Source organism: Cellulosimicrobium composti, assembly GCF_009711085.1.
GTDB lineage: Bacteria > Actinomycetota > Actinomycetes > Actinomycetales > Cellulomonadaceae > Cellulosimicrobium > Cellulosimicrobium composti.
This window is the reverse complement of the sequence record NZ_WMKA01000025.1, coordinates 1-23730: the sequence shown is the minus strand read 5'-3', so window position 1 is coordinate 23730 and position 23730 is coordinate 1. Positions and strand designations below refer to the sequence as shown.

Below are 23730 nucleotides of genomic sequence, written 5' to 3'. Positions count from 1 at the left end.
GCCCGGGGCACACGGTCGCCCCGGCGGCGCGTCAGGACGACGCCGGTGCCTCGAGCACGACGTCGTCCGGCGACTTGTCGCGGCGCCACCCCTTCCACACCGGGTGCCGCAGCTTGCCGAACGGGATGTCGTCGCCCTCGCCCTCGCCGGGCCCGGTCCACTCCGCGTAGACGACCTCCGCCACGCGCCGCGGCGACACCCAGCGTGCGTCGCGCGCGTCCTCGCGCGGGACGCCCGTCGCCGGGGCCGTCGTGCGCTCGATCCGGCCGAGCTCGGTGACGAGGTCGCGCCGCTCGGCGTCCGTGAAGCCCGACCCGACACGCCCCACGTACACGAGCCGACCGTCGTCGGGCACCGCGAGCAGCAGCGACCCCACGAGGTGCGTCCGGTCCCCGTGGCCCGGGCGCCACCCCACGACCACGACCTCCTGCGACTGCGCGTGCTTGAGCTTGAGCCACGACGACGACCGGCGCCCGGACGAGTACGTGCCGTCGCGCCGCTTCGCCACCACGCCCTCGAGCCCGAGCCGCCTCGACGTCTCCATCGCCGCGTCGAGGTCGCCGTCGAACGCGGGCGGCACGTGCACGGGAGCACGCGCTCCCGAGAGCACGTCCTCGAGGATCTCGCGGCGCTCGTCGTACGCCCGCCTCGCGAGCGAGCGCCCCGCCGTCTCCAGCACGTCGAACACCATGAGGTCCACCGTGACGCGCCGGCGCGCGGCGGCGACGTCGCCGGGCTTGGCGATGTTCGCGCGCTGCTGCAGGCGGCGGAAGCTCGGGCGCCCTCGTTCGTCGAGCGCCACGATCTCGCCGTCGAGCACGACCGGCAGCGCCTCGGCGGGCACCTGCTCGGCGAGCGCCTGCAGCTCCGGGTACGTCACCGTCATGTCCTTGCCCGACCGGCTCACGAGCCGCACCTGCCCCTGCGACACGTGCGCGAGCGCGCGGAACCCGTCCCACTTCATCTCGAACGCCCACGCGTCGCCGTCGTGCAGGTCGCCCGCCGACGCGGGCGACGCGAGCATCGGTCGCCAGTCCGTCCGAGCCGGCCGCGGCTCCGAGGCGCCGTCGCGCTCCGTGCGCTGCTCGTGGTCGGGTCGGGTGGCGAGTGGGGTGCTCGCCCCACCCGCCTTCTTGGGCTCACCACGCGGCGCCATGAGGTGGATGAGCCAGTTGTCCTCGTCGCGGCCGTCGCGGCCGCCCGTGTGGATGAGCGCGAGGCGGCGCGTGCCGTGCTGCTCGCCGTGGAGCGTGACGATGACCTCCTCGCCGTCGCGCCACTTCTCGAGCTCGTACGTGCCCGCGTCCCAGATGGTGACCTCGCCGGCGCCGTACTCGCCCTTCGGGATCGTGCCCTCGAACGACCCGTACGCGAGCGGGTGGTCCTCCGTCTGGACGGCGAGGTGGTTCTTCTTCGGGTCGGTCGGCTCGCCGCGCGGGAGCGCCCAGCTCACGAGGACGCCGTCGTGCTCCAGGCGGAAGTCCCAGTGCAGGCGCCGGGCGTGGTGCTCCTGGATGACGAAGCTGTTTCCCTCGCTCGGGGGCGGGGCCTCGTCCGGCACGGGCTCGGGCGTGCGCTGCGCGTCGCGCATGGAGCGGTACCGGTGCAGGCGGTCGGGCCGCTCGTCGTCGCCCGCCCCGGGGTCGTCGTCGCCCGACGCCGCGGCGCCCTTGCGCTCGAACGTCGCCATGCGCTCGGGCGTGGGCTCCAGGGCGGACAGGTGGCCGAGGGTGAGCGCGGCGAGCGGATCCCCGATCGTGCGGACGCGCTCGACGACCTCGTCCGCGTCGAGGTGGCGCAGGTCCGGGTCGTCGAGCTCGTCCCACGTGCGGGGCGCCGCGACGGTCGGGTGCTCGCGCCCGCGCAGCGAGTAGGGCGCGATCGTCGTCTTGTTGCCGTTGTTCTGGCTCCAGTCCACGAGCACCTTGCCGCCGCGCAGCGACTTCTTCATGTCGCTCACGACGAGGTCGGGGTGCTCGGACTCCAGGTAGCGCGCGAGCTCGTGCGCGACGGCGGAGACGGCCGCCGCGTCCTGCTTGCCGTCCAGGGCGGCGTACAGGTGGATGCCCTTGGACCCGCTCGTCACGGGCAGCGGCTCCAGCCCCATGCCCTGGAGGATGCGGCGCGCGAGCCGCGCGACCTCCGCGCACTCGGGCAGCCCGGCCCCCGGGCCGGGGTCGAGGTCGAGCACGAGCCGGTCCGGGTTCAGGTGCGCGCCGGTGCGCCCGAACTGCCACTGCGGCACGTGCAGCTCGAGCGACGCCGTCTGGCCGAGCCACGTGAGGGTCGCGAGGTCGTTGACGAGCACGTAGTCGTTCGCGCTGCTCTTGTGCTGGATGCGGCGCGTGCGGACCCAGGACGGCACGCCCTGCCCGGCGTTCTTCTGGAAGAACACCTGACCGTCGACGCCGTCGGGCCAGCGCTTGCGCGTCGCGGGCCGGTTCGCGCAGTGGGGGAGCATGACGTCGGCGACGGCCGCGAGGTAGGCCAGGACGTCGGCCTTCGTCGTGCCCGTCGCGGGGTAGAGGACCTTGTCGAGGTTCGTCAGCCGCAGCCGGTGGCCGCCGACGCTCACCGTCTCGCCGCGGCTGGAGGAGGGGGCCATGCGCCCATCGTGGCGCGGGCCCGGCGGCGCCGCGCGTCGGCGTCGCACCCGGTGCCCGGGAACTTCCGGGCGTCCCCGGCCGTGGACACTGGAGGGAGCGACCCCGTCCCGGCCGCCGGGACGACCAGAACCGAGAGGACCACCGTGACGCACCTGACGACCGACGACGTCCCGCTGCCCGCGGAGCTCGGTCCGCGCGTGCGCGAGTTCCGGCGCCTGATGATGTGCTACAAGTTCGGCATCGACGAGGTGATGACGAAGATCACCGTCCTGCGCGACGAGTTCCGCCACGTCCACGACGACAACCCCATCGAGCACCTGGGCTCGCGCCTGAAGTCGCTCGACTCGATCGTCGCGAAGGCGCGGCGCAAGGGGATCCCGCTCACGCCCGAGGGCGTGCGGGAGAACATGTTCGACGTCGCGGGCGTGCGCGTGACGTGCTCGTTCGTCTCCGACATCTACCGCGTGCGCGACCTGCTCGTGGGGCAGCGCGACCTCACGGTGCTGGAGGAGCGGGACTACATCGCCCACCCGAAGAGCAACGGGTACAAGAGCCTGCACCTCATCGTCCAGGTGCCGGTGTTCCTCTCGGACCGCGTCGAGGACGTCGTCGTCGAGATCCAGCTCCGCACGATCGCCATGGACTTCTGGGCGAGCCTCGAGCACAAGATTTATTACAAGTACCAGCGGGAGGTGCCGCAGCACCTCACCGACGCCCTCAAGCTCGCGGCCGACGTCGCCGCGACCCTCGACACGACGATGGAGCGCATCCACGACGAGGTGCGCGGCCTCGAGGGCGTGCCCGAGCCGGTCGAGAACACGGACGAGCTGACGACGCCGCGCGAGATGATCGCGACGTTCATGCGCACGGCGCAGGTCGCCGACGAGGCGTTCCACGAACGCCGGCACGACGGCTGACGCGAGCCGGCCGGGCCGGGGCGGGCCGCCGTCGTGCTCAGACGAGCGTCTCGACGCCGATCCGCACGCGGTCGCCCACGTCGACGCCCTCGGCGCTCCGCACGGCGGCCTTGATCGGCACGACGAACGTCTTGCGCTGCGCGTCGGGGAAGACGGACGTGGACCAGCGTTGCGCGCCGAGCGTCACCTCGACCTTGACCGAGCCGAAGCCGGCGGTCGGGATCGGGAGGTCGGCGATCTCGTCGCTCACGTCCTCGGGCAGCGCGGCGAACCCCCAGCTGTCGGTGCGCGCCTCCCACCGCCACAGCTCCGCCTCGAACTCGAACCTCGTCCCCGCCACGCCCCCATCCTCGCGCGCGCCACCCACACGCGGGCGGGGCGGGCTCGGCCCGGGACCGGTATCCGCTCGCGGGTCGGCGCACGGGACGCCACCATGGACGGATGAGGGCCATCTGGAAGGGCGCCATCACGTTCGGCCTCGTCAACGTGCCCGTCAAGGTCTACTCCGCGACGGAGGACCACGACGTGCCGCTGCACCAGGTGCACGACAAGGACGGCGGCCGCATCCGCTACCGCCGTGTGTGCGAGATCGACGGCGAGGTCGTGCCGTACGAGCACATCGACAAGGCGTACGACGACGGCGAGCGCACCGTGGTGCTCACGAGCGAGGACTTCGCCGCGCTGCCGGCCGAGCGCAGCCGCGAGATCGAGGTCGTCGAGTTCGTGCCGAGCGAGCAGATCGACCCGCTCCTGCTCGACCGCAGCTACTACCTGGAGCCGGACTCGACGTCGAACAAGGCGTACGTGCTCATGCGGCGCACGCTCGAGGAGACCGACCGCACCGCGATCGTGAAGTTCGCGCTGCGGCAGCGGACCCGGCTCGCCGCGCTGCGCGTGCGCGACGACGTGCTCGTGCTCCAGACGCTGCTGTGGGCCGACGAGGTGCGCGAGGCCGCGTTCCCGTCGCTCGACGAGGAGGCGAAGGTCACGGACAAGGAGCTCGCCATGTCCGCGCAGCTCGTGACGAGCTTCGAGGCGGACTTCACGCCCGACGAGTACGAGGACGACTACCAGGTCCAGCTGCGCAAGCTCATCGACGCCAAGCTCGAGCAGGGCGACGCGCTCGACACCGCCGAGACGTTCGGCGAGCAGCCCGAGGAGGGCGAGGGCGCCGAGGTCATCGACCTCATGGAGGCGCTGCGCAAGTCCGTCGAGTCGTCCAAGAGCGCGCGCTCGGGCGGGTCGAAGACGTCGGGCGGCTCGTCGTCGGGCGGGTCGAGGTCGTCCGGTGGGTCGAAGTCGTCCGGTGGGTCGAAGTCCTCGGGCGGTTCGACCGCGAAGAGCGGCTCCGGGCGCACGGCGTCCTCGTCGTCGGGCAAGGGCTCGTCCGGGTCGCGCTCGAAGAGCGCGACGTCCGACAAGGGCGGGTCGGCGTCGAAGAGCAGCCGCTCGAAGTCGGCGTCGAAGTCGTCGTCGACCACCAGCAAGAGCACGCGCAAGAAGGCGTCCGCGTAGCGCTCGCGCGTCCGCCGTCCGCCGCGGCCGGCCGGGCCGACGTGCGCGGGCGATGAGTTCGCAAGGTCCGCACGGTCGGAGGGAAGGGGAGGCCGACCGGCCTCCGCGACACCTGCGACGGACGGAGACGACGATGCGCGCGATCGTGCCCAGCCTGTGGTTCGACGACGACCTCGAGGAGGCGATCGCCTTCTACTCGAGCGTGTTCCCGGACGCGAAGACCGGCGACGTGCTCCGCCAGCCCGACGGGTCGGTCCTGTCCGCGGAGTTCACCCTCGCCGGTCAGCGCTTCGTCGGCATCAACGGCGGGCCGCAGGTCTCCTTCACCGAGGCCGTGTCGTTCGTCATCGAGTGCGAGTCGCAGGAGGAGGTCGACGAGTACTGGGCCGCGCTCACCGACGGCGGCGAGGAGTCGCAGTGCGGGTGGCTCAAGGACCGGTTCGGGCTCTCCTGGCAGGTGGTCCCCGTCGAGTTCCTCGACATGCTCCAGGACTCCGACCAGGCCAAGGTGCAGCGCGTCGTCGACGTGATGATGACCCAGTCCAAGCTCGACCTGGAGCCGCTGCGCGCGGCGTACGACGGCTGACACCGCCCTGACGTCGGCTCTCGACCGGCCACGCTCGAGGGGCCCCGGCGCCAGTCCGCGACGACGCGACGGTGCGCCCGCGCGGCAGGGTGCCTCTCGGGCGTGCTGACTCAGTCGTCGAGCGCCTCGTGCGCTCCACCCGGGCGCCGTAGGTCCACGATCTCGTTGAGGAGCGCGAGGAGGTCGTCGACGTCGTCGCCCGGCCTGGGGCCGCGGAAGGCGAGGTCGTCCCCGGGGGCGGGGGCGGCGTCGTCGGCCTCGGCGCCCGCCGCGGCACGGCCGAGCGCGTCGCTGCTCAGCGCCGCGTGCGCGTAGAGCCCGTCGCTGAGCAGGACGATCGCGCGCGCGACGACGGGGTCGCCGACCTCGTCGAGCACGGCGCGGGTCCACGCGTCGTGCGCGCCGTCGAGCGCGGCGCGGGCGTGCGGGTACGACCCTTGCGCGAGGCGTGAGACGGCGAGGTAGACGAGCTCGAACTCGGTGTCGACGAGGGTCGAGGTGCGGATGAGGTAGTCGACGGCACCCGCGGACGCGGCGCGCATCGCGTCGACGTCGGCGGCGGTGAGCTCGCGCAGGTGCTCGGTGAGCCCGTCGGCGAGCGCGTCCTTGGACCCGAAGTGGTAGAGCAGGCCGCCCTTGGAGACCCCGGCGCGCTCCGCGACGGCCTCGAGCGTGGCGGCGCGCTCGCCCTGCTCGACGAGCAGGGACGCGTACGCGCGCAGGACCTTGGCGCGGGCGGCGGGGGGCGGCGGCATGGTTCCGAGGGTAGTGGGAGGGCGCGGCGCCCCGACCCGGGCGCCCCGACCCGAGGTCCCCGCCCGGGGGAGCGCGGCCGCCTGGGAAGGGGTGGTGCGCGACGTCACACCGCTGCGCGGATGAGCACGCGGCCCGGCGTTGTTACTGTACCGTCCGGACGGTTTGGAAGTTCGACGCCACCGCGTCGCCCCGACCGCCAGGAATGACGTGGAAGGACCCTCGCCGTGACGACCCCGGTGACGACGACCCCGACGACCACCCCGACCTCGCCCGCACCACACGCGTCGGCGACGCGCGGACCCGTGCGCGGCGCCGCCGGCCGCTGGTTCGCGCTCGCCGTGCTCATGCTCCCGGTGCTGCTCGTGTCGATCGACAACACCGTGCTGAGCTTCGCGCTGCCGCAGATCTCCGAGTCCCTGCGCCCCAGCGGGACGCAGCTCCTGTGGATCATCGACGTCTACCCCCTCGTGCTCGCGGGCCTGCTCGTGCCCATGGGCTCGTTCGCCGACCGGGTCGGCCGCCGCCGGCTGCTGCTCGTCGGTGCCGTGGGGTTCGCGGCCGTGTCGGTCGTCGCCGCCTACGCGCCGACGGCCGGCGCGCTCGTCGCGTCCCGCGCCGCGCTCGGCCTCTTCGGCGCGATGCTCATGCCGTCGACGCTCTCGCTCCTGCGCAACGTCTTCGTCGACCGCGAGGAGCGCCGCCTCGCCATCGCGATCTGGGCGGCGGGGTTCGCGGCCGGGTCGGCCCTCGGCCCGATCGTCGGCGGGTTCCTGCTCGAGCACTACTGGTGGGGCTCGGTCTTCCTCCTCGCCGTCCCCGTGCTCGTGCTCCTGCTCGCGCTCGCGCCGTTCTTCGTGCCCGAGTCGCGCGACCCCGCGCCGGGGCGCGTCGACGTCGTGTCGATCGCGCTCGTCATGGCGACGATGACCCCCGTCGTCCTCGGCATCAAGACCCTCGCGAAGTCCGGAGTGAGCACGCTCGCGGTCGGCAGCGTCGTCGTCGGGCTGGTCGCGGGGGCGCTGTTCGTGCGCCGCCAGCTGCGACGCCCCGACCCGATGCTCGACGTGCGGCTCTTCACGCGCGGCGCGTTCAGCGGGGCCGTGCTCGTCAACCTGCTGTCCGTGTTCTCGCTCGTCGGGTTCCTGTTCTTCGTCTCCCAGGACGTGCAGCTCGTGCTCGGCCTCACGCCGATGCAGGCGGGCGTCGCGCTGCTGCCCGGCCTGCTCGTCATGATCGTCGCGGGGCTCGCGGTCGTGCGGGTCGTGCGCCGCGTGCGGCCCGCGCACGTCGTCGCCGTCGCACTGGTGTTCTCCGCGGTCGGGTACGCGGTCGTCGCCGCGGGCGCGGGGCAGAGCACGCTCGGCCTGCTCGTCGGGGCGTTCGTCGTGCTGTCGCTCGGCGTCGGCGCGGCCGAGACGGTCTCCAACGACCTCATCGTGTCGTCGGTCCCGGCCGAGAAGGCGGGTGCCGCGTCCGCGATCTCGGAGACCGCGTACGAGGTGGGCGCCGTGCTCGGGACAGCCGTCCTCGGGAGCATCCTCACGGCCTCCTACCACGCGAACGTCGTCGTCCCGGCGGGCGTGCCCGCGGCCGACGCCGCCGCGGCGGCCGAGACGCTCGGTGGCGCGACCCAGGTCGCCGCGACCCTCCCCGCCGGGCCGGCGCAGGCCCTGCTCGACTCCGCGCACGCGGCGTTCGGCAGCGGCGTGGGCACGACGTCGCTCATCGGCGTGGTGCTCATGCTCGTCGCCGCGGGCGTGGCGCTCGTCACGCTGCGCGGCGCGCGGTCCTGACGTCCCGCCGCCCGCTGCGCCCCGCCCCGTGCGAGCGGGGCGCGGGGCGGTGGACGCAGTTGGCGACGCGGGCCCGGATCCGGGAGGCTGGGCGGTGATGAGCCGCCCGCACCGCACCCCGCCGCGCTGGGTCCGCTGGACCCTCGCCGTCCTCCTCGCACTCGTCCCGTGCGTCGTGTGGGGAGTCACGACGGCGACGGCCGAGCGCAGCCTCGGCCCGCACGAGGCGCGCTACGAGGTGACGACGAACGACCTCGTCACCGTCGACCTGGGCCCGCTCGGCACGATCCAGATCCGTTCCCCGCTCCCGCTCGGCCTCGGCGTGGACGTCACGGTCGAGGAGATCCCCGCCGACCTCACCGCCGTCGGGCAGGCCGACACGCTCGAAGGGCTGACGCAGGACCTCGAGGACTACCTGCGCTTCTTCGGCGGCCCGCAGGAGACGATCAGCTCCGTCACGCGCGCCCTCGTGGCCGACGCGCTGCGCCGCACCGGGTTCGCGATCGTCGTCGTCGGGCTCGCGGGCGGCGGCCTCTACCTCCTGCTCGGGGCGTCGCGCCGGCGCGAGCTCAGCGAGCGCGTCGCGCCGCGCACGTACGAGATCACCGCGAGCGTCGTCCTCGTGTCGCTCGTCGCGGCGTCCCTCGCCGCGAGCGACCCCGGGACGACGCGCGGCCCGTCCCAGCGCGCGTCCGTCGTCTTCGACGGGACCCCGCTCGAGGGTGCCCGCATCACGGGCAGGCTCGCGGGCGTCGTCGACACGTACGGCGCGATGCTCATCGACCTCTACCGCGAGAACGAGGACTTCTACGCGCGCGCCAACGCCAACCTCGAGGCGGCGTGGGAGCGCCGGGAGCACATCCAGCGCCTCACGCGTCCGCGGCTCGACGCCGTCCCGGCGTCCGACGACGACCCGACCGACGCGCCGACCGGCGACGGTACGGCGACCGGCGCCGACGAGGCGCCCCCCGCCGGCGCGGACGACACCGGCACCACCGGCGGTGAGGGCGCGACGGGCGACGAGACCACCGACGAGGGTGCGCCCGGCGCGGACGCGACGGGTGACGCGACCGACGACGCCGCGACCGGCGAGGAGGACGCCGGCGACCGGGACGGCGGAGCGAGCGGCGACACCTCGGGCGACGACGAGGAGCCGACGCCGGAGCCCGCGGCCGAGGAGGACCTCGTCACGCTCCTCGTGGTCAGCGACCTGCACTGCAACACCGGCATGGCCCCGCTCATCCGGACGGCCGTCGAGCGCTCGGGCGCGACCGTCGTCCTCAACGCGGGCGACACGACGATGAACGGCACCGCCGTCGAGTCGTTCTGCGTCGACTCGTTCGCGTCCGCGGTGCCCCAGGGCGTGACGATGGTCGTGGCCGACGGCAACCACGACAGCGTCGAGACCTCCGCGCAGGAGCGCGCCAACGGCCAGACCGTCCTGGACGGGAAGATCGTCGAGGTCGAGGGCATCAGGATCCTGGGCGACCGCGACCCGCTCGAGACGCGGCTCGGCCTCGGGAGCCAGCCCCCGCGCGAGGAGACGCCCGAGGAGTACGCGGCCCGGCTCACGGAGGTCGCGTGCGCGGCGCAGGAGGACGGCGACGGCGTCGACCTCCTGCTCATCCACACCCCGCGCATGGGCAACGAGGCGCTCGACTCGGCGTGCGTGCCGAACCAGGTCTCGGGCCACATGCACACCCGCTCCGGTCCGGTCCGGTTCGGCGGCGGCGTGCGGTACGTCAGCGGCAGCACGGCCGGCGCCGTGAAGGACCAGCTGCGCATCGGCCCGCTCAAGGGCACCGCGGAGATGACCGTGCTGCGCTTCGACCCGCAGCAGCGGCGCATCGTCGACTGGCAGCTCGTGCAGGTCGGGACGGACGAGTCGGCGAAGGTCTGGCCGCGCATCGCGTGGCCGACCCCGTCCGGCGTGCCCGTGCCCGACGCGCCGCTCGAGGGCGAGAGCGGCGAGGTCGGCACGGACGACGGCGACCCGGCCGGGACGCCCGGCGACGCGCCGTCCGGCGGTGCTCCGCAGGGCTGAGACGGCGCGCCGGTCCTCGCCGCGCGCCGTCCCGGACGGCAGGATGGGCGTATGAGCAGGTCCACGCGCTGGATCGTCGTGTCGGTGGTCCTCGCGCTCGTCGTGGTGCTCCTCGCGCCCTTCGTGTACTCGGAGGTGCAGGAGGGTCGCACCCCGCCGCCGCTGGGCCTGCAGTCGCCGGGGGAGGAGACGGCGTCCGCCGCGCCCGCGCCGCCCGGCCCGTTCGACGTGGACGGCGTGTGGGTCGTCGGACCGGGCTCCGAGGCCGGGTTCCGCGCCGAGGTGCTGGACGTGCCCGCGGACGAGGCGGTGCTCCTCGGCGTCACCCCGGACGTCTCGGGGTCGTTCCGCGTCCAGGGCGGCGAGCTCCGGACGGCGACGGTCACGGTCGCGACGACGACCCTGCGGACGGGCTCGTCGGTCGCGGACCGCCAGCTCCAGCAGGCGCTCGAGACGGACCTGTACCCGACCACGCTCTTCTCGCTCACCGCGCCGCTCGACGTGAGCGCGCTCGGTTCCACGACGGAGCCCGTCCGGCTCGAGGCCCCCGGGGCGCTGACGATCCGCGACGAGACCCGGTCGGTGACCGTCGCGCTCGAGGCGCAGCGGTCGGGCTCCGGGGTGCTCGCCACGGGCGCGATCGGCGTGCGCTTCTCGGACTACGGGATCGCCGTGCCGCCCGACGCGCCCGTCCAGGTCGACGACGTCGGCACGGTCGAGGTGCGGCTCGAGCTCGTCCGCCCCGTGAGCCCCTGAGCCGCCCGCGCGGCCCCGTGACCTAGGGTGGTCGGGTGGACCGCCCGACCGATCTGACCCCCGTCGCCCAGGACTACCTCAAGGTCGTCTGGGGAGCGCAGGAGTGGTCCGACGAGCGCGTGACGACCAAGCTCCTCGCCGAGCGGATCGGCGTCGGCGCCTCGACGGTCTCGGAGACCGTGCGCCGCCTGAGCGCCCAGGGCCTGCTCGAGCACGCGCCGTACGGCGCCATCACGCTCACGGAGCGCGGCCGCAGCCTCGCGCTCGCGATGGTCCGTCGGCACCGCCTCCTGGAGACCTACCTCGTCTCCGAGCTCGGGTACGGGTGGGACGAGGTCCACGACGAGGCGGAGGTGCTCGAGCACGCGGTCTCCGACCTGCTCATCGACCGGATCGACGCGCGCCTGGGCCACCCGACGCGCGACCCCCACGGGGACCCGATCCCCGGCGCGGACGGGACCGTCGTGCGGCCGCCCGCCGTCCCGCTCGCCGACCTCGTCGTGGGTGACCGCGGCACGGTCGTGCGGATCTCCGACGCGGACCCGGACGTGCTGCGCTACCTCGCGGAGATCGGCGTGGGCCTGGACACGGGCGTCGAGGTGCGCGAGCGGCGCGAGTACGCCGGGATCCTGTCGGTCGTGTGGACGCGCCCCGACGCCGCCGGTGCGGACGCGGGGGAGGCGGGACGCGCGGAGGGTCGTGCCACGCCGCCCGCACAGCTCGGCCTGCGCGCCGCCGACCACGTCTGGGTCGTGCGCAGCGAGCCGGTCCCCGCCTAGACTGACCACCAGCCCTGACACTCGTCGCCGACGTCGCCGACACCGCTCGAATCGATTCGACCGACCCGACCCGGGCTCGGCCCGACGCACGAGGACACCGATGACCGACAGCACCACCCCCCCGGCCGAGCCCGACGCGCGCGGCGGACGCCTGCGCGGCGCCGGTCCCGCGCTGCTCGCGCTCGCCATGGGCGGGTTCACGATCGGCACGACCGAGTTCGCGACGATGGGCCTGCTGTCCGACATCGCGACCGACCTCGACGTCTCGATCCCCACCGCGGGGCACGCCATCACGGCCTACGCGGTCGGCGTCGTCGTCGGCGCGCCGCTCCTCACGGTCGCGGCCGCGCGACTGCCCCGCAAGACGCTTCTCCTCGCGCTCATGGCGTTCTACACGCTCGGGAACCTGTTCTCCGCGACCGCGGGCAGCATCGAGACCCTCGTCGCCGGGCGGTTCCTCGCGGGCCTGCCGCACGGCGCGTTCTTCGGCGTCGGCGCGGCGGTCGGCGCCGCAGTCGCCGGCCCCGGCCGCCGCGGCCGCGCCGTCGCGACCATGATGGCGGGCCTGACGATCGCGAACGTCGTGGGCGTGCCGCTGTCGACGTTCGTCGGGCAGCAGCTCGGCTGGCGCGCGGCGTTCGTCGTCGTGGGCGGTCTCGGGCTCGTCACGCTCGCCGCCCTGTGGTGGCTCGTCCCCGCGGGCGCGGGGAACGAGGACTCGTCCGTGCGCCGCGAGCTTGGCGCGCTGCGCAACGGCCCGCTCTGGACCGGCTTCGTCGGCGCCGCGATCGGGTTCGGCGGCATGTTCGCCGTCTACTCCTACGTGGAGCCGACGATCACGCGCGTCACCGGGCTGTCGTCGGGGGCGGTGCCGGTCGTGCTCGCCGTCTTCGGCGTCGGCATGACGGTCGGCACGGTGCTCGGGGGCCGGCTCGCCGACCGCTCCGTCATGCGCGCCGTCTACCTCGGCTTCGTCTCGACCGGGGTGACGCTCGCGCTGTTCGCCCTCACGGGCCAGCACCCGGTGCCCGCGGTGCTCGCGCTCTTCCTGCTCGGCGTCACGTCGCAGGTGCTCGGCCTGTCGCTCCAGACGCGCCTCATGGACCTCTCGCCCGCGGCGCCCTCGCTCGGTGCGGCCCTGTGCCACTCGGCGCTCAACGTCGGCAACGCCAACGGCGCGTTCCTCGGCGGGCTCGTCATCGCCGCCGGGTGGGGCTACCTCGCGCCCGCCTGGACCGGCGTCGTGCTCACCGTGGCGGGGCTGGGCATCATCCTGCTCGTGGGCCGTCGCCCCGCGGGCGTCGTCGTCGCCACCCTGACCGACGACGCCTCGGCGCCCGCCGAGTCCGGCGCACCGCGGTAGAACCACTCGGCTCCGGCCGNGGCGTCGTCGTCGCCACCCTGACCGACGACGCCTCGGCGCCCGCCGAGTCCGGCGCACCGCGGTAGAACCACTCGGCTCCGGCCGGCCTGACCCTCGACGTCGAGCACGGCCTTCCTCGGCGCCGAGCACGGGGTTGCTGTCGTTATCGGCGGGATAACGACAGCAACCCCGTGCTCGGCGGGGAGGAGAGGCTCGCTCCCAGCCCGGACCCAGCGAGCCGCGGTAGGTTGTGCCCTGCGCGCACCGCCGTGCGCGCCGTCACGTCCGGCGCGAGCCGGTGACCCACGAGGAGCGCCCCCGTGAGCAAGAGCGCCACCGCCGGTGCGAACGTGTCCGCCGCCGACCCCGACGACGAGCTGCTGCCCGCGCCGGGCCCCCGCCCGATGACCGCGCGCACCACGGGCTGGCTGCTCGTGGTGCTCGGCGTGATCGGCCTGTTCGGCTCGGCCGCGCTCGCGATCGAGAAGTACCTCAAGCTCGCCGACCCGAACCACGTGCCGTCGTGCAGCCTCAACGCGCTGCTCGACTGCGGCGACGCGATGGACTCCTGGCAGGGCTCGCTGCTCGGCTTCCCCAACCCGCTCATCGGGATCGCGGCCTTCCCGGTCGTCATCACGACGGGCGTGGTCGTGCTGCTCGGCGCCCGCCTGCCGCGCTGGTACTGGCTCACGCTCCTCGGCGGCACGACCCTCGGCATGGGCCTCATCGTCTTCCTCATCTGGACGACGATGTACGCGATCTCCGCGATGTGCCCCTACTGCATGGTCGTGTGGGTCGCCATGCTCCCGCTGTTCTGGTACCAGGTGGTGCACGCCGTCCAGGAGGGCTACCTGCCGGCCGGTGACGGCGTACGACGCACGCTCGTCGGCAACCGGCACCTGTTCCTCGCGATCGGCTACGTCGCGCTCGTCGCGTGGGTGCTGCTCGTCAAGGGCCCGGTCATCGTCTCGCTGTTCTGACCGGCGTCGGTCAGGGCCAGGCAGGCTGGTCCGGCGCGGCGTCCTGGGGCGCGTGCCCGCCCTGCTGCGGAGCCGGGGCGCCGCCTTGCGCCTGGTGCGCGGACTGCGCCGTCGCGCCCGGCTGGCCCGCGGGGATCGGGCTCACGACGACGGCCGTGCCGTAGGCGCACACCTCGGAGAACGACGCCGCGATCTCGCCCGTGTCGAAGCGCATGCCGACCACGGCGTTCGCGCCGCGGCGCTGCGCCTCCTGCACCATGCGGTGCATGACCTCCTGGCGCGACTCGTAGACGAGCTGCGTGTACTCCTTCACCTCGCCGCCGCCGATCGAGCGGAACGACGCGACGAAGTTCGCCCCGATGTTCGCGCTGCGCACGGTCATGCCCATGACCTCCCCGAGCACCGCGTCGATGCGGTAGCCGGGCACCTCGTTCGTCGTCACGATGATCACGGCGCACATCCTCGCACGGGCCCGGACGGCCGCCGTCGGGCCGTCCGCCGGCCGGTAAACTCGTCCGGGTGACCACGCCTGACACCACCTCGCTCCCGCACGCCCAGGACGCCCCCGCCGCCGGTGGCCCCGCGCACCGCTACACGCCGGCGCTCGCGGAGCAGATCGAGCTCAAGTGGCAGGAGCTGTGGGAGCAGCGCGGCACGTTCTGGGCCGCGAACCCGACGGGCGACCTGCGCGACGGCGAGGGCCGCGGCCCGGAGGGCGCGAGCCCGTACTTCATCATGGACATGTTCCCGTACCCGTCGGGCGCCGGCCTGCACGTGGGGCACCCCCTGGGGTACATCGCGACCGACGTCGTCGGTCGCTTCCGCCGCATGTGCGGCGAGAACGTGCTGCACGCGCTCGGGTACGACGCGTTCGGCCTCCCCGCCGAGCAGTACGCGGTGCAGACCGGCCAGCACCCGCGCGTCACGACCGAGGCGAACATCGCGAACATGCGGCGCCAGCTGCGCCGCCTCGGCCTCGCGCACGACTCGCGCCGCACCTTCGCGACGATCGACCCCGAGTACGTGCGCTGGACGCAGTGGATCTTCCTGCAGATCTTCGACTCCTGGTACGACGCCGACGCGCCCCGCCCCGACGGCGGCGTCGGCCGTGCGCGCCCGATCGCCGAGCTCGAGGCGGAGCTCGCGTCCGGCGCGCGGCCGGTGCCCGGTGGCGTCGACGGCGTCGAGGAGGGCGCCGACTGGGCGACGCTCACGCCCCGCCAGCGCCGCGCCGTCGTCGACTCGCAGCGCCTCGCCTACGTGGACGAGTCGCCCGTGAACTGGGCGCCCGGCCTGGGCACGGTCCTCGCGAACGAGGAGGTCACGGCCGACGGCCGCTCCGAGCGCGGCAACTTCCCGGTGTTCCAGCGCAGCCTGCGCCAGTGGAAGATGCGCATCACCGCGTACGCCGACCGCCTCGCGGACGACCTCGACCTCATCGACTGGCCCGAGAAGGTCACGGCGATGCAGCGCAACTGGATCGGTCGCAGCGAGGGCGCGCTCGTGCGGTTCGCGGTGCTCGGCACGCCCGACGGCGCGAACGACGCCGCGGCGGAGTCCGGCGCCACGATCGAGGTCTTCACCACGCGCCCGGACACGCTGTTCGGCGCGACGTTCATGGTCGTCTCGCCCGAGCACCCGCTGCTCGACGAGGTCCCCGCCCACTGGCCCGACGGCACGTCGAGCGCGTGGACGGGCGGGCACCGCTCGCCGGTCGAGGCCGTCGCTGCGTACCGCCGCGAGGCCGCCGCGAAGACCGCCGTCGAGCGCCAGGCCGACGCCGGCAAGAAGACGGGCGTGTTCACCGGCCACCTCGCGGTGAACCCCGTCAACGGCCAGGCGATCCCCGTCTTCACCGCCGACTACGTGCTCATGGGCTACGGGACGGGCGCGATCATGGCCGTCCCGGGCGGCGACGAGCGCGACTTCGCGTTCGCCGAGGCGTTCGGGCTGCCGGTCGTGCGCACGGTCGAGCCGGCCGACGGGCTTCCCGAGGACTTCACGGGCCCGTACACGGGTGACGGCGTCGTCGTCGGCTCCGCGAACGACGAGGTCTCGCTCGACGGCCTCGACGTGCCCGAGGCCAAGCGCCGCATCACCGCGTGGCTCGCGGACAAGGGCATCGGTGAGGGCACGACGACGTACCGCCTGCGCGACTGGCTGTTCAGCCGCCAGCGCTACTGGGGCGAGCCGTTCCCGATCGTGTGGGACGAGAACGACCAGCCCGTCGCGATCCCCGACGCGCTGCTCCCCGTCGACCTGCCCGACGTCCCCGACTACGCGCCGCGCACGTTCGACCCGGACGACGCCGACTCCTCGCCCGAGGCGCCGCTGGGCCGCAACGAGGACTGGGTCAACGTCACGCTCGACCTCGGCGACGGGCCCAAGCAGTACCGCCGCGACACGAACACCATGCCCAACTGGGCCGGGTCGTGCTGGTACTACCTGCGCTACCTCGACCCGAGCTGGGACGGCGGCGACCAGGACACGGTCGTCGACGAGGGCCTCGAGCAGTACTGGATGGGCCCCGAGCACAACGCGAGCGCGGGTCGCGCCGGGGGAGTGGACCTCTACGTCGGCGGCGTCGAGCACGCCGTGCTGCACCTGCTCTACGCGCGCTTCTGGCACAAGGTCCTCTACGACCTGGGCCACGTGTCGAGCGTCGAGCCGTTCCACAAGCTGTTCAACCAGGGCTACGTCCAGGCGTACGCGTTCACCGACGCGCGCGGCCAGTACGTGCCCGCCGCCGAGGTCACGGAGGAGCCCGCGGCCGACGGCTCGGGCGAGGTCGTGTACCGCTGGAACGGCGAGGTCGTGCAGCGCGAGTACGGCAAGATGGGCAAGTCGCTGAAGAACGTCGTGACGCCCGACGAGATGTACGCCGAGTACGGCGCCGACACGTTCCGCGTCTACGAGATGTCGATGGGTCCGCTCGACCTGTCGCGCCCGTGGGAGACGCGCGCCGTCGTCGGGTCGCAGCGGTTCCTGCAGCGCCTGTGGCGCAACGTCGTCTCCGAGGAGACGGGCGAGGTCACGGTCGTGGACGAGCCGGCGTCGCCCGAGACCCTGCGGGCCGTGCACCGCGCGATCGCGGACGTGCGCGTCGAGATGGAGCACATGCGCCCCAACACGGCGATCGCGAAGCTCATCACGCTCAACAACCACCTCACGTCGCTCGAGAAGGTGCCGCGCGAGGCCGTGGAGCCGCTCGTGCTCATGACCGCGCCCGTCGCGCCGCACATCGCGGAGGAGCTGTGGGAGCGCCTCGGCCACGAGCGCTCGCTCGCGCACGAGCCCTTCCCGACGGCCGACGAGCGCTACCTCGTCGAGGACACCGTGACGTGCGTCGTGCAGGTCAAGGGCAAGGTGCGCGGCCGTCTCGAGGTCTCGCCGTCGATCTCGGAGGAGGACCTCACCGCCGCCGCGCTCGCCGAGCCGAACGTGGTGCGCGCGATCGACGGCGCGCAGGTGCGCAAGGTGATCGTGCGCGCGCCCAAGCTGGTGAACATCGTCGTCTGACGACGACCCGCGACGTGCGGGGAGGAGCCGCGTCCGGGGTGCTCGGACGCGGCTCCTCGTGCGTCGCGGCGTTCGGCCTCCGGCGTGCGCCGACCCGCTGCGCCGGGTGCCGCCCGGCGGCGTGCGGTCAGCGTCGGCGGGTGCCGAAGATCGTGCGCGTGAGCTCGCGACCGAGCTGCGTCCCGGCCGAGCGCAGGAACGAGTCGAGCGGGCTCGACGAGCGCGACCGCGACGACCCGGACGACCCCGAGCGGCTCTTCGCCGCGTCGCGCTCGAGCTTCGCGCGCATCTTCTCGAGCTCGGCCTGCTCCTTCTTCGCCGCGCGCTCGGCCTCCTTGGCCGCCTCCTTCGCGGCCTTCTCCTGCGCCGCGGCCTCGGCGGCGGCGGCCTCGGCGGCGGCGCGCGCCGCGGCCTGCTCCTGCACGCGGACCTGGAGCAGCTCGAACGCCGACTCGTTGTCGACGGGCGTGCCGTAGCGCGCCGACGACGGCGACGCCGCGACGAGACCGTCGAGGACGGACGCGGGCGCCGGGTCCATCGACGACCGGGGCGCCCGCACGCGCGTCCACGCGACCGGCGTCGGCGCACCCTTCTCCGTGAGCACCGTGACGACCGCCTCGCCCGTGCCGAGCGACTGCAGCAGGCGCTCGAGGTCGTACGGGGACGTCGGGTACGTGCGCACCGCGGCGCGCAGCGCGGCCGCGTCGTCGGGCGTGAACGCGCGCAGCGCGTGCTGCACGCGGTTGCCGAGCTGCGCGAGCACGTCGGCGGGCACGTCCTTGGGGCTCTGCGTCACGAAGAACACGCCCACGCCCTTGGAGCGCACGAGCCGCACGGTCTGCACGACCTGCTGCAGGAACTCCTTGGACGCACCCGTGAACAGCAGGTGCGCCTCGTCGAAGAAGAACACGAGCCTCGGCTTCTCCACGTCGCCGACCTCCGGCAGCTCCTGGAAGAGGTCGGCGAGCAGCCACATGAGGAACGTGGAGAACAGGGCGGGGCGGTCCTGCACCGCGGGGAGCTCGAGCGCGGAGATCACGCCCCGGCCGTCGGGGGCGGTGCGCAGCAGGTCCGACGTCTCGAACGCCGGATCGCCGAAGAACACGTCCGCGCCCTGCGCCTGGAGCGCGACGATCTCGCGCAGGATGACGCCGGCCGTCGCGCTCGACACGCCGCCGATCCCCTTGAGCTCGCCCTTGCCCTCGTCCGACGTGAGGTACGCGATGGTCGACTGGAGGTCCTTGAGGTCGAGCAGCGCGAGCCCCTGCGCGTCGGCCCAGTGGAAGATCAGCCCCAGGCTCGACTCCTGGGTCTCGTTGAGGCCGAGCACCTTCGACAGCAGCAGGGGACCGAAGTCCGTCACGGTCGTGCGGATCGGCACGCCCGTGCCCAGCCCGCCGAGCGAGTAGACCTCGACGGGGAACGCGGTCGGGGTCCAGTCCTGCCCGATCGACGCCGAGCGGTCGACGATCGCGGGGCTCGACGCGCCCGGCACCGCCAGCCCCGAGAGGTCGCCCTTGACGTCCGCGAGGAACACCGGCACGCCCGCCGCGGACAGCCCCTCGGCCATGCCCTGCAGCGTCTTCGTCTTGCCCGTGCCGGTCGCGCCCGCGACGAGCCCGTGCCGGTTGAGCATGGAGAGCGCGAACCCGACCTGCACGTCGGCGCGCGGCGCGGGCTCGCCCCCCACCTCGCCCTCGAGCAGCGCGCCGAGCGCGAGCGTGCCGCCCTTGTACGCGTAGCCGGCCGCGACCTCCGCGGCGTACCCCTCCAGCGCGGCGCCGACCGCCGCGCCGTCCGGCGCGCTCCCGGGCTCAGGTTCGGGTTCCGGTGCGGGCTCGGGGGCGGAGCCCGTGCCCGACGGCGCGGCCTCCTCGGGCGTGCCATGCCCGTCGGGTTCGCCGGACGCGTCGTCCGCGGGCGTGTCGGAGGGCTCGGCGCCCGTGGGGTCCTCGCTCGAGCGGGCGGCGGCCTCGGCGGCCTCGAGGGCGGCCTGGGCGGCCGCGGCGCGGGCCTCGGCGGCCTCCGCGGCCGCCTGCGCGGCGGCCGCTCGCAGGGCGGCGAGCTCGGACGGGGACTGTGCGGCGTCGTCGGCCATGCTCGGATCGTAGGGGCGCCGCCGCGCCGGCGCAGCCGGGCCGGGATGCGTCGCGCGCCGCACGCGCCGTAAGGTGGCGCGGCCATGACCGACCACCGCGTGCACGTCGTCACCGACTCGACCGCCTCGCTCCCGCCCGGGACCGCAGAGCGGCTCCGCTCCGTCCCGCTGCACGTCGTGGTCGACGGCGAGCCCCACCTCGAGAACGTCGGCCTCACCGCCGAGGACGTGGCCGCGCACCTCCAGGCCGGGCACCGGGTCACGACGTCCCAGCCGACGCCGCGCGCGTTCGGAGAGGCGTACGCCGCGGCGGCGGCCGCCGGTGCGCGCGAGATCGTCTCCGTGCACCTCTCCGGCGAGCTGTCCGGGACGGTGCACGCGGCGGCGCTCGCGGCCTCGGACGCCCCCGTGCCCGTCCGGGTGGTCGACTCGCGCACCGTCGCGATGGGACTGGGCTTCGCGGCCCGGGCCGCTGCGGATGCCGCCGCCGCGGGCGCGCCGACCGACGTCGTCGCGCGGCGCGCCATCGAGGTCGCCGACGCGAGCCGCGCCGTGTTCCTCGTCGACTCGCTCGACCACCTCCGCCGCGGCGGCCGTCTCAGCGCGGCCGCCGCAGCCCTCGGCACCGTGCTCGGGGTCCGGCCGCTCCTGGCCGTGCGCGAGGGGAGGATCGAGGTCGTCCAGAAGGTCCGCACGCGCACCGCGGCCGTCGAGCGGCTCACGACCGTCGCGGTCGACTCCGCGGGCCGCCGGACCCGGCCCGCGCTCGCGGTCCACCACGTGGGGGACGACGACGGCGCCCACCGCCTCGCGGCCGAGCTCACCGACCGGACCGGCCTCGACGCGGTCGTCACGCCTGTGAGCGCCGTGCTCGGCGCCCACGTCGGCCCCGGCGTCCTCGCCGTCGTCGTCGCGGACCTCGCCGACCGAGGGTCCGGCGTCGCGGACCTCGTGCCCCTGCGCTGAGCCCCGGGTCGACGGCTGCCGGTCGGTCCCGCGCCGCGCCGATCGACGCGCTCGCGCAGAGGCGGACGCTGCTGAGGTGTGCGCCCCGTCCACAAGCCCACATGGAGGCCGTCCCGTCCCCAGGCTGCCGCGACCGTGCGGCACCGGACGCTCTCCGCTCCGTAGCGTGCGGGGCGTGAGCACACCTCGGCACGAGCCGCGTCAGCACGCCCGACCCGGACGCGACCCCGCACGGGAGGGGGCGGTCGTCCGGCAGCGCCTCCGGGCCGTGACAGGGACCGGGCGCCCCGCGCTGGCGTGGCACCCCGCGACCGCGGCGCTCCCCAGCGTCGACCCTCGGGACGCGGCGCGCGGCACGACCCGCCGCGCGCCGTGGGACGAGGTCCTCGGACCGGCGGGGCCCGACGTCGTCGGCCCGGCGGTGTCCGACGACCTCGGGGCGGGCCCGTCCGGCGGCGAGGAGAGCGTCGGGGTCGTGGGTGACGAGGCGGACGGCACGGGACGCGCCCGTGACGAAGGCGGCTGGCTCCCGTCGCGCCCGGGTGGGGGCGGCCGAGGTCCCGTCGACGACGCGGGCGTCCGCGACGACCCGCGTCCGTCCGACGAGACGGGTTCCCACGACGTCCCCGAGCGCCGGTCGGTCCTCGGGCGCCCGGCACCCGCACGTCCGGACCCGGGCGAGGAGCTTGCGACGGCGCCGGGCGACGACGCGGCGGCCCGGCTGCGGCACCGGGCGACCCGGACCGCGGCGAGCGCGTACACCGCCGCGCACGGCCACCCGACCTCGCACGCGGGGTTCGCCGACCTCGCCGACGACGGCGGGCGCCCGCGGTGGGGGCTGCGTCCGCGCACCGCGGTCGCGGCCCTCGTCGCTGTCCTCGTCCTCGCGGCCGCGGTCGTCCTGCTGCGCGCACCGGCGGGTGGCGTCGAGCCCGTGGCCACGCTCGGCGCACCGCAGACCGGCGGGGAGTCGGGCGCCGGTGCCGACGACGCCGCCGACCCGGTCGCCGGGGACGGAGCGACCGAGGCACCCGTCACGAGCACGGACGGCACGACCGGAGCGGGTGCTGCCGGAGGAGCCGACGCAGGGACGGGCCCGTCCTCCGGGGTGGTGGTGCACGTCGTGGGGCAGGTCGCCACCCCGGGACTCGTGACCGTCGGGGCCCACGCGCGCGTGGCGGAGGCGATCGAGGCCGCCGGGGGCGCGACCGCGGAGGCGGACCTCGCGGCGCTCAACCTCGCGCGCACCGTGACCGACGGCGAGCAGATCCACGTCCCGCGGCCCGGGGAGGCCGTCCCGGCGGCCGCCGCGGCCCCCGCGCACGGATCGGCTGGCACGCCGGGCGGCCCGCTCGACCTCAACACCGCCGACGTCGCGGCGCTCGACGCGCTGCCCGGCATCGGGCCCGTGCTCGCGGAGCGGATCGTCGCGTGGCGCGAGGAGAACGGCCCGTTCACCGCCGTCGACGAGCTCGGCGAGGTCAGCGGGATCGGCCCGGCCGTCCTCGCGGACGTGCGCGACCTCGTCCGCGTGTGACCGACCTCCGGCTCGTCCCGGCGGCGCTCGCGGCGTGGGCGACCGCGTTCGTGGCGACGGCCTTCGCGGCCGCACCGGTCCTGCGCGGTGCGGCGGTCGCGGTCGTCGGGCTGGGCGGAGCCTTCGCGTGGGCGGTCGCCACGAGACGCACGCCGCGCTCGGGCGCGGCCGGGCAGGCCGTGCTCGTCACGGCGTGCGCGGCTGCGGTGCTGCTCTCGTCGGGAGCGCAGCTCGGCGCCCGGGCGCCGGTCGACGACCTCGCCGACGCGCAGGTGACCGCGACCGTCACCGCCACGGTGCGCTCGTCGGCCGTCGCGCGGACGAACCCGTGGTCGGGTGCGGCGGACCGGTACGAGGTCGACGTCGCGCTCCACGAGGTCACCGCGCGCGGCGTGACCACCGCCGCGTCCGGTCCGGTCGTCGTCACCGGGCCGGGCGACGGGTGGGCAGACCTGGCGTACGGGGCGACGGTCGTCGTGACGGGCCGGCTCGCGCACCAGGGGGACCGCACGGTGCTGCGCACGGACGGCCCTCCGCGCGTCGTCGCGCAGCCCGGGGCGCTCCTGCGCGCGACGCACGCGATGCGTCAGGGGCTTCTCGACGCGACCGACGGGCTGAGCCCGCAGGCCCGCGGCCTCGTGCCGGGCGTGGCGGTCGGCGACACGTCCCGGCTCGACCCGGCGCTCGACGCGGCGATGCGGACGACGTCCCTCACGCACGTGACCGCGGTGTCCGGCGGGCACTTCGCGATCGTCGTCGCGTGCGTCGCCGCGCTGTGCGTGCTCGTGCGGGCGCCGCGGGCCGCGCGGGTCGTCGTCACCGGGGCCGCGATGGCCGGGTTCGTGGTGCTCGTCCACCCGGAGCCCAGCGTGCTGCGCGCCGCGGCGATGGGCGCCGTCGGCGTCGTCGGGATCGCCCTCGGGCGGCCCTCGCGCGCGGTCGCGGCCCTCGGCGCGGGCGTCGTGGTGCTCCTCGTCGTCGACCCGTGGCTGGCCCGCTCGTACGGGTTCGTCCTCTCCGTCGCGGCGACCGCGGGCCTCGCGCTCCTCACCGCGCCGATCGCGCGTCGCCTCGCGCCGTGGTGCGGGCGGACGGCGGCCCACGTCGTCGCGGTTCCCGTGGCGGCGCAGGCCGCGTGCGCGCCCGTCCTCGTGCTGCTCGACCCGAGCGTCAGCACGTGGGCCGTCCCCGCCAACCTCCTCGCGGCCCCGGCGCTCGGCCCCGCCACGGTGCTCGGCGTGCTCGCGACGCTCGTCGCACCGTGGTGGCCGCCGGCGGCGACCGTGCTCGGGTGGTCGGCGGGACTGTTCACCGGCTGGATCGCGGGCGTCGCGCGCGTGTTCGCCGACCTGCCCGGGGCGCGGCTGCCCTGGCCGGGCGGCGTCGGCGGTCTCCTGCTGCTCGCCGTCCTCACGGCGGGCGCGCTCGCCGTCGTGCTCGGCTCGCGTGCGCTGCGCGAGGCGGGGGAGCGGCGCGCGGTGCGCACCGCGTCGCGGCCGCCGCTGCGCGAGCGCG

Annotated in this window: 18 protein-coding genes; 13 read left to right on the top strand and 5 right to left on the bottom strand. The window is 74.9% G+C overall.

The features are described 5' to 3' along the window. Positions 1-31 precede the first annotated feature (31 nt). Positions 32-2605 (bottom strand): ATP-dependent DNA ligase, encoded by a 2574-nt coding sequence (locus GJV82_RS11545; RefSeq protein ID WP_155099327.1) that lies wholly within the window; start codon positions 2603-2605, stop codon positions 32-34. Between the two features lie 219 nt (positions 2606-2824). Between GJV82_RS11545 and GJV82_RS11540 the strand changes: the two genes are divergently transcribed. Continuing rightward, positions 2825-3523: a GTP pyrophosphokinase gene (locus GJV82_RS11540; protein ID WP_115943710.1), complete on the top strand. Its 699-nt coding sequence runs from the start codon at positions 2825-2827 to the stop codon at positions 3521-3523. Positions 3524-3560: 37 nt separating this feature from the next. Here the strand turns inward: GJV82_RS11540 and GJV82_RS11535 are convergent, their stop codons facing one another. Further along, positions 3561-3863 (bottom strand): DUF1905 domain-containing protein, encoded by a 303-nt coding sequence (locus GJV82_RS11535; protein WP_318657558.1) that lies wholly within the window; start codon positions 3861-3863, stop codon positions 3561-3563. Positions 3864-3964: 101 nt separating this feature from the next. On the opposite strand from GJV82_RS11535, the gene ku reads away from it, so the two are divergent. Together ku and GJV82_RS11525 are read left to right on the top strand one after the other, a co-directional pair. Further along, complete coding sequence (gene ku, locus GJV82_RS11530) at positions 3965-5038, top strand: non-homologous end joining protein Ku (protein ID WP_155099326.1); 1074 nt, start codon at positions 3965-3967, stop codon at positions 5036-5038. A gap of 133 nt (positions 5039-5171) precedes the next feature. Beyond that, a complete protein-coding gene (locus GJV82_RS11525; protein ID WP_155099325.1) occupies positions 5172-5624 on the top strand; it encodes a VOC family protein in 453 nt (150 codons plus the stop codon). A 110-nt stretch (positions 5625-5734) separates the two neighbouring features. Here GJV82_RS11525 and GJV82_RS11520 read toward each other — a convergent pair whose 3' ends face one another. Then, positions 5735-6379: a TetR/AcrR family transcriptional regulator gene (locus GJV82_RS11520; protein WP_024840814.1), complete on the bottom strand. Its 645-nt coding sequence runs from the start codon at positions 6377-6379 to the stop codon at positions 5735-5737. A 225-nt stretch (positions 6380-6604) separates the two neighbouring features. Between GJV82_RS11520 and GJV82_RS11515 the strand changes: the two genes are divergently transcribed. The 6 genes from GJV82_RS11515 (at position 6605) to GJV82_RS11490 (ending at position 14095) form a co-directional block, all read left to right on the top strand. Then, positions 6605-8173 (top strand): MFS transporter, encoded by a 1569-nt coding sequence (locus tag GJV82_RS11515; RefSeq protein WP_404812970.1) that lies wholly within the window; start codon positions 6605-6607, stop codon positions 8171-8173. 97 nt (positions 8174-8270) lie between these two features. Beyond that, entirely contained in the window at positions 8271-10217 is a 1947-nt protein-coding gene (locus GJV82_RS11510) for a metallophosphoesterase (RefSeq protein ID WP_155099324.1), read from the top strand. Between the two features lie 51 nt (positions 10218-10268). Next, entirely contained in the window at positions 10269-10973 is a 705-nt protein-coding gene (locus GJV82_RS11505; protein ID WP_024840817.1) for a YceI family protein, read from the top strand. Positions 10974-11008: 35 nt separating this feature from the next. Beyond that, positions 11009-11752, top strand: coding sequence for a metal-dependent transcriptional regulator (locus GJV82_RS11500; RefSeq protein WP_024840818.1), 744 nt, complete (start codon positions 11009-11011; stop codon positions 11750-11752). Positions 11753-11852: 100 nt separating this feature from the next. Further along, positions 11853-13115, top strand: a complete 1263-nt coding sequence (locus GJV82_RS11495; protein WP_155099323.1) for an MFS transporter — start codon at positions 11853-11855, stop codon at positions 13113-13115. A 320-nt stretch (positions 13116-13435) separates the two neighbouring features. Beyond that, the gene (locus tag GJV82_RS11490) at positions 13436-14095 is read left to right on the top strand and encodes a vitamin K epoxide reductase family protein (protein ID WP_318657557.1); all 660 of its coding nucleotides are present in this window, start codon (positions 13436-13438) and stop codon (positions 14093-14095) included. A gap of 10 nt (positions 14096-14105) precedes the next feature. Here the strand turns inward: GJV82_RS11490 and GJV82_RS11485 are convergent, their stop codons facing one another. Beyond that, positions 14106-14546: a YbjQ family protein gene (locus GJV82_RS11485; protein ID WP_024840821.1), complete on the bottom strand. Its 441-nt coding sequence runs from the start codon at positions 14544-14546 to the stop codon at positions 14106-14108. Between the two features lie 68 nt (positions 14547-14614). On the opposite strand from GJV82_RS11485, the gene leuS reads away from it, so the two are divergent. After that, complete coding sequence (leuS, locus tag GJV82_RS11480; protein WP_404812968.1) at positions 14615-17614, top strand: leucine--tRNA ligase; 3000 nt, start codon at positions 14615-14617, stop codon at positions 17612-17614. Between the two features lie 127 nt (positions 17615-17741). Here the strand turns inward: leuS and GJV82_RS11475 are convergent, their stop codons facing one another. Beyond that, positions 17742-19712 carry a helicase HerA-like domain-containing protein gene (locus GJV82_RS11475; RefSeq protein WP_155099321.1) on the bottom strand — a complete coding sequence of 657 codons (1971 nt, stop codon included), beginning with the start codon at positions 19710-19712 and terminating at the stop codon, positions 17742-17744. Between the two features lie 84 nt (positions 19713-19796). Here GJV82_RS11475 and GJV82_RS11470 point away from each other — a divergent pair, with 84 nt between their 5' ends. The 3 genes from GJV82_RS11470 to GJV82_RS20770 form a co-directional block, all read left to right on the top strand. After that, positions 19797-20678: a DegV family protein gene (locus GJV82_RS11470; protein ID WP_155099320.1), complete on the top strand. Its 882-nt coding sequence runs from the start codon at positions 19797-19799 to the stop codon at positions 20676-20678. A gap of 268 nt (positions 20679-20946) precedes the next feature. Then, positions 20947-22215 (top strand): ComEA family DNA-binding protein, encoded by a 1269-nt coding sequence (locus tag GJV82_RS20775; protein WP_318657556.1) that lies wholly within the window; start codon positions 20947-20949, stop codon positions 22213-22215. Beyond that, a partial coding sequence (locus tag GJV82_RS20770) for a ComEC/Rec2 family competence protein (protein WP_155099319.1) occupies positions 22212-23730 on the top strand: 1519 nt, incomplete at its 3' end. The genes GJV82_RS20775 and GJV82_RS20770, both read left to right, overlap by 4 nt.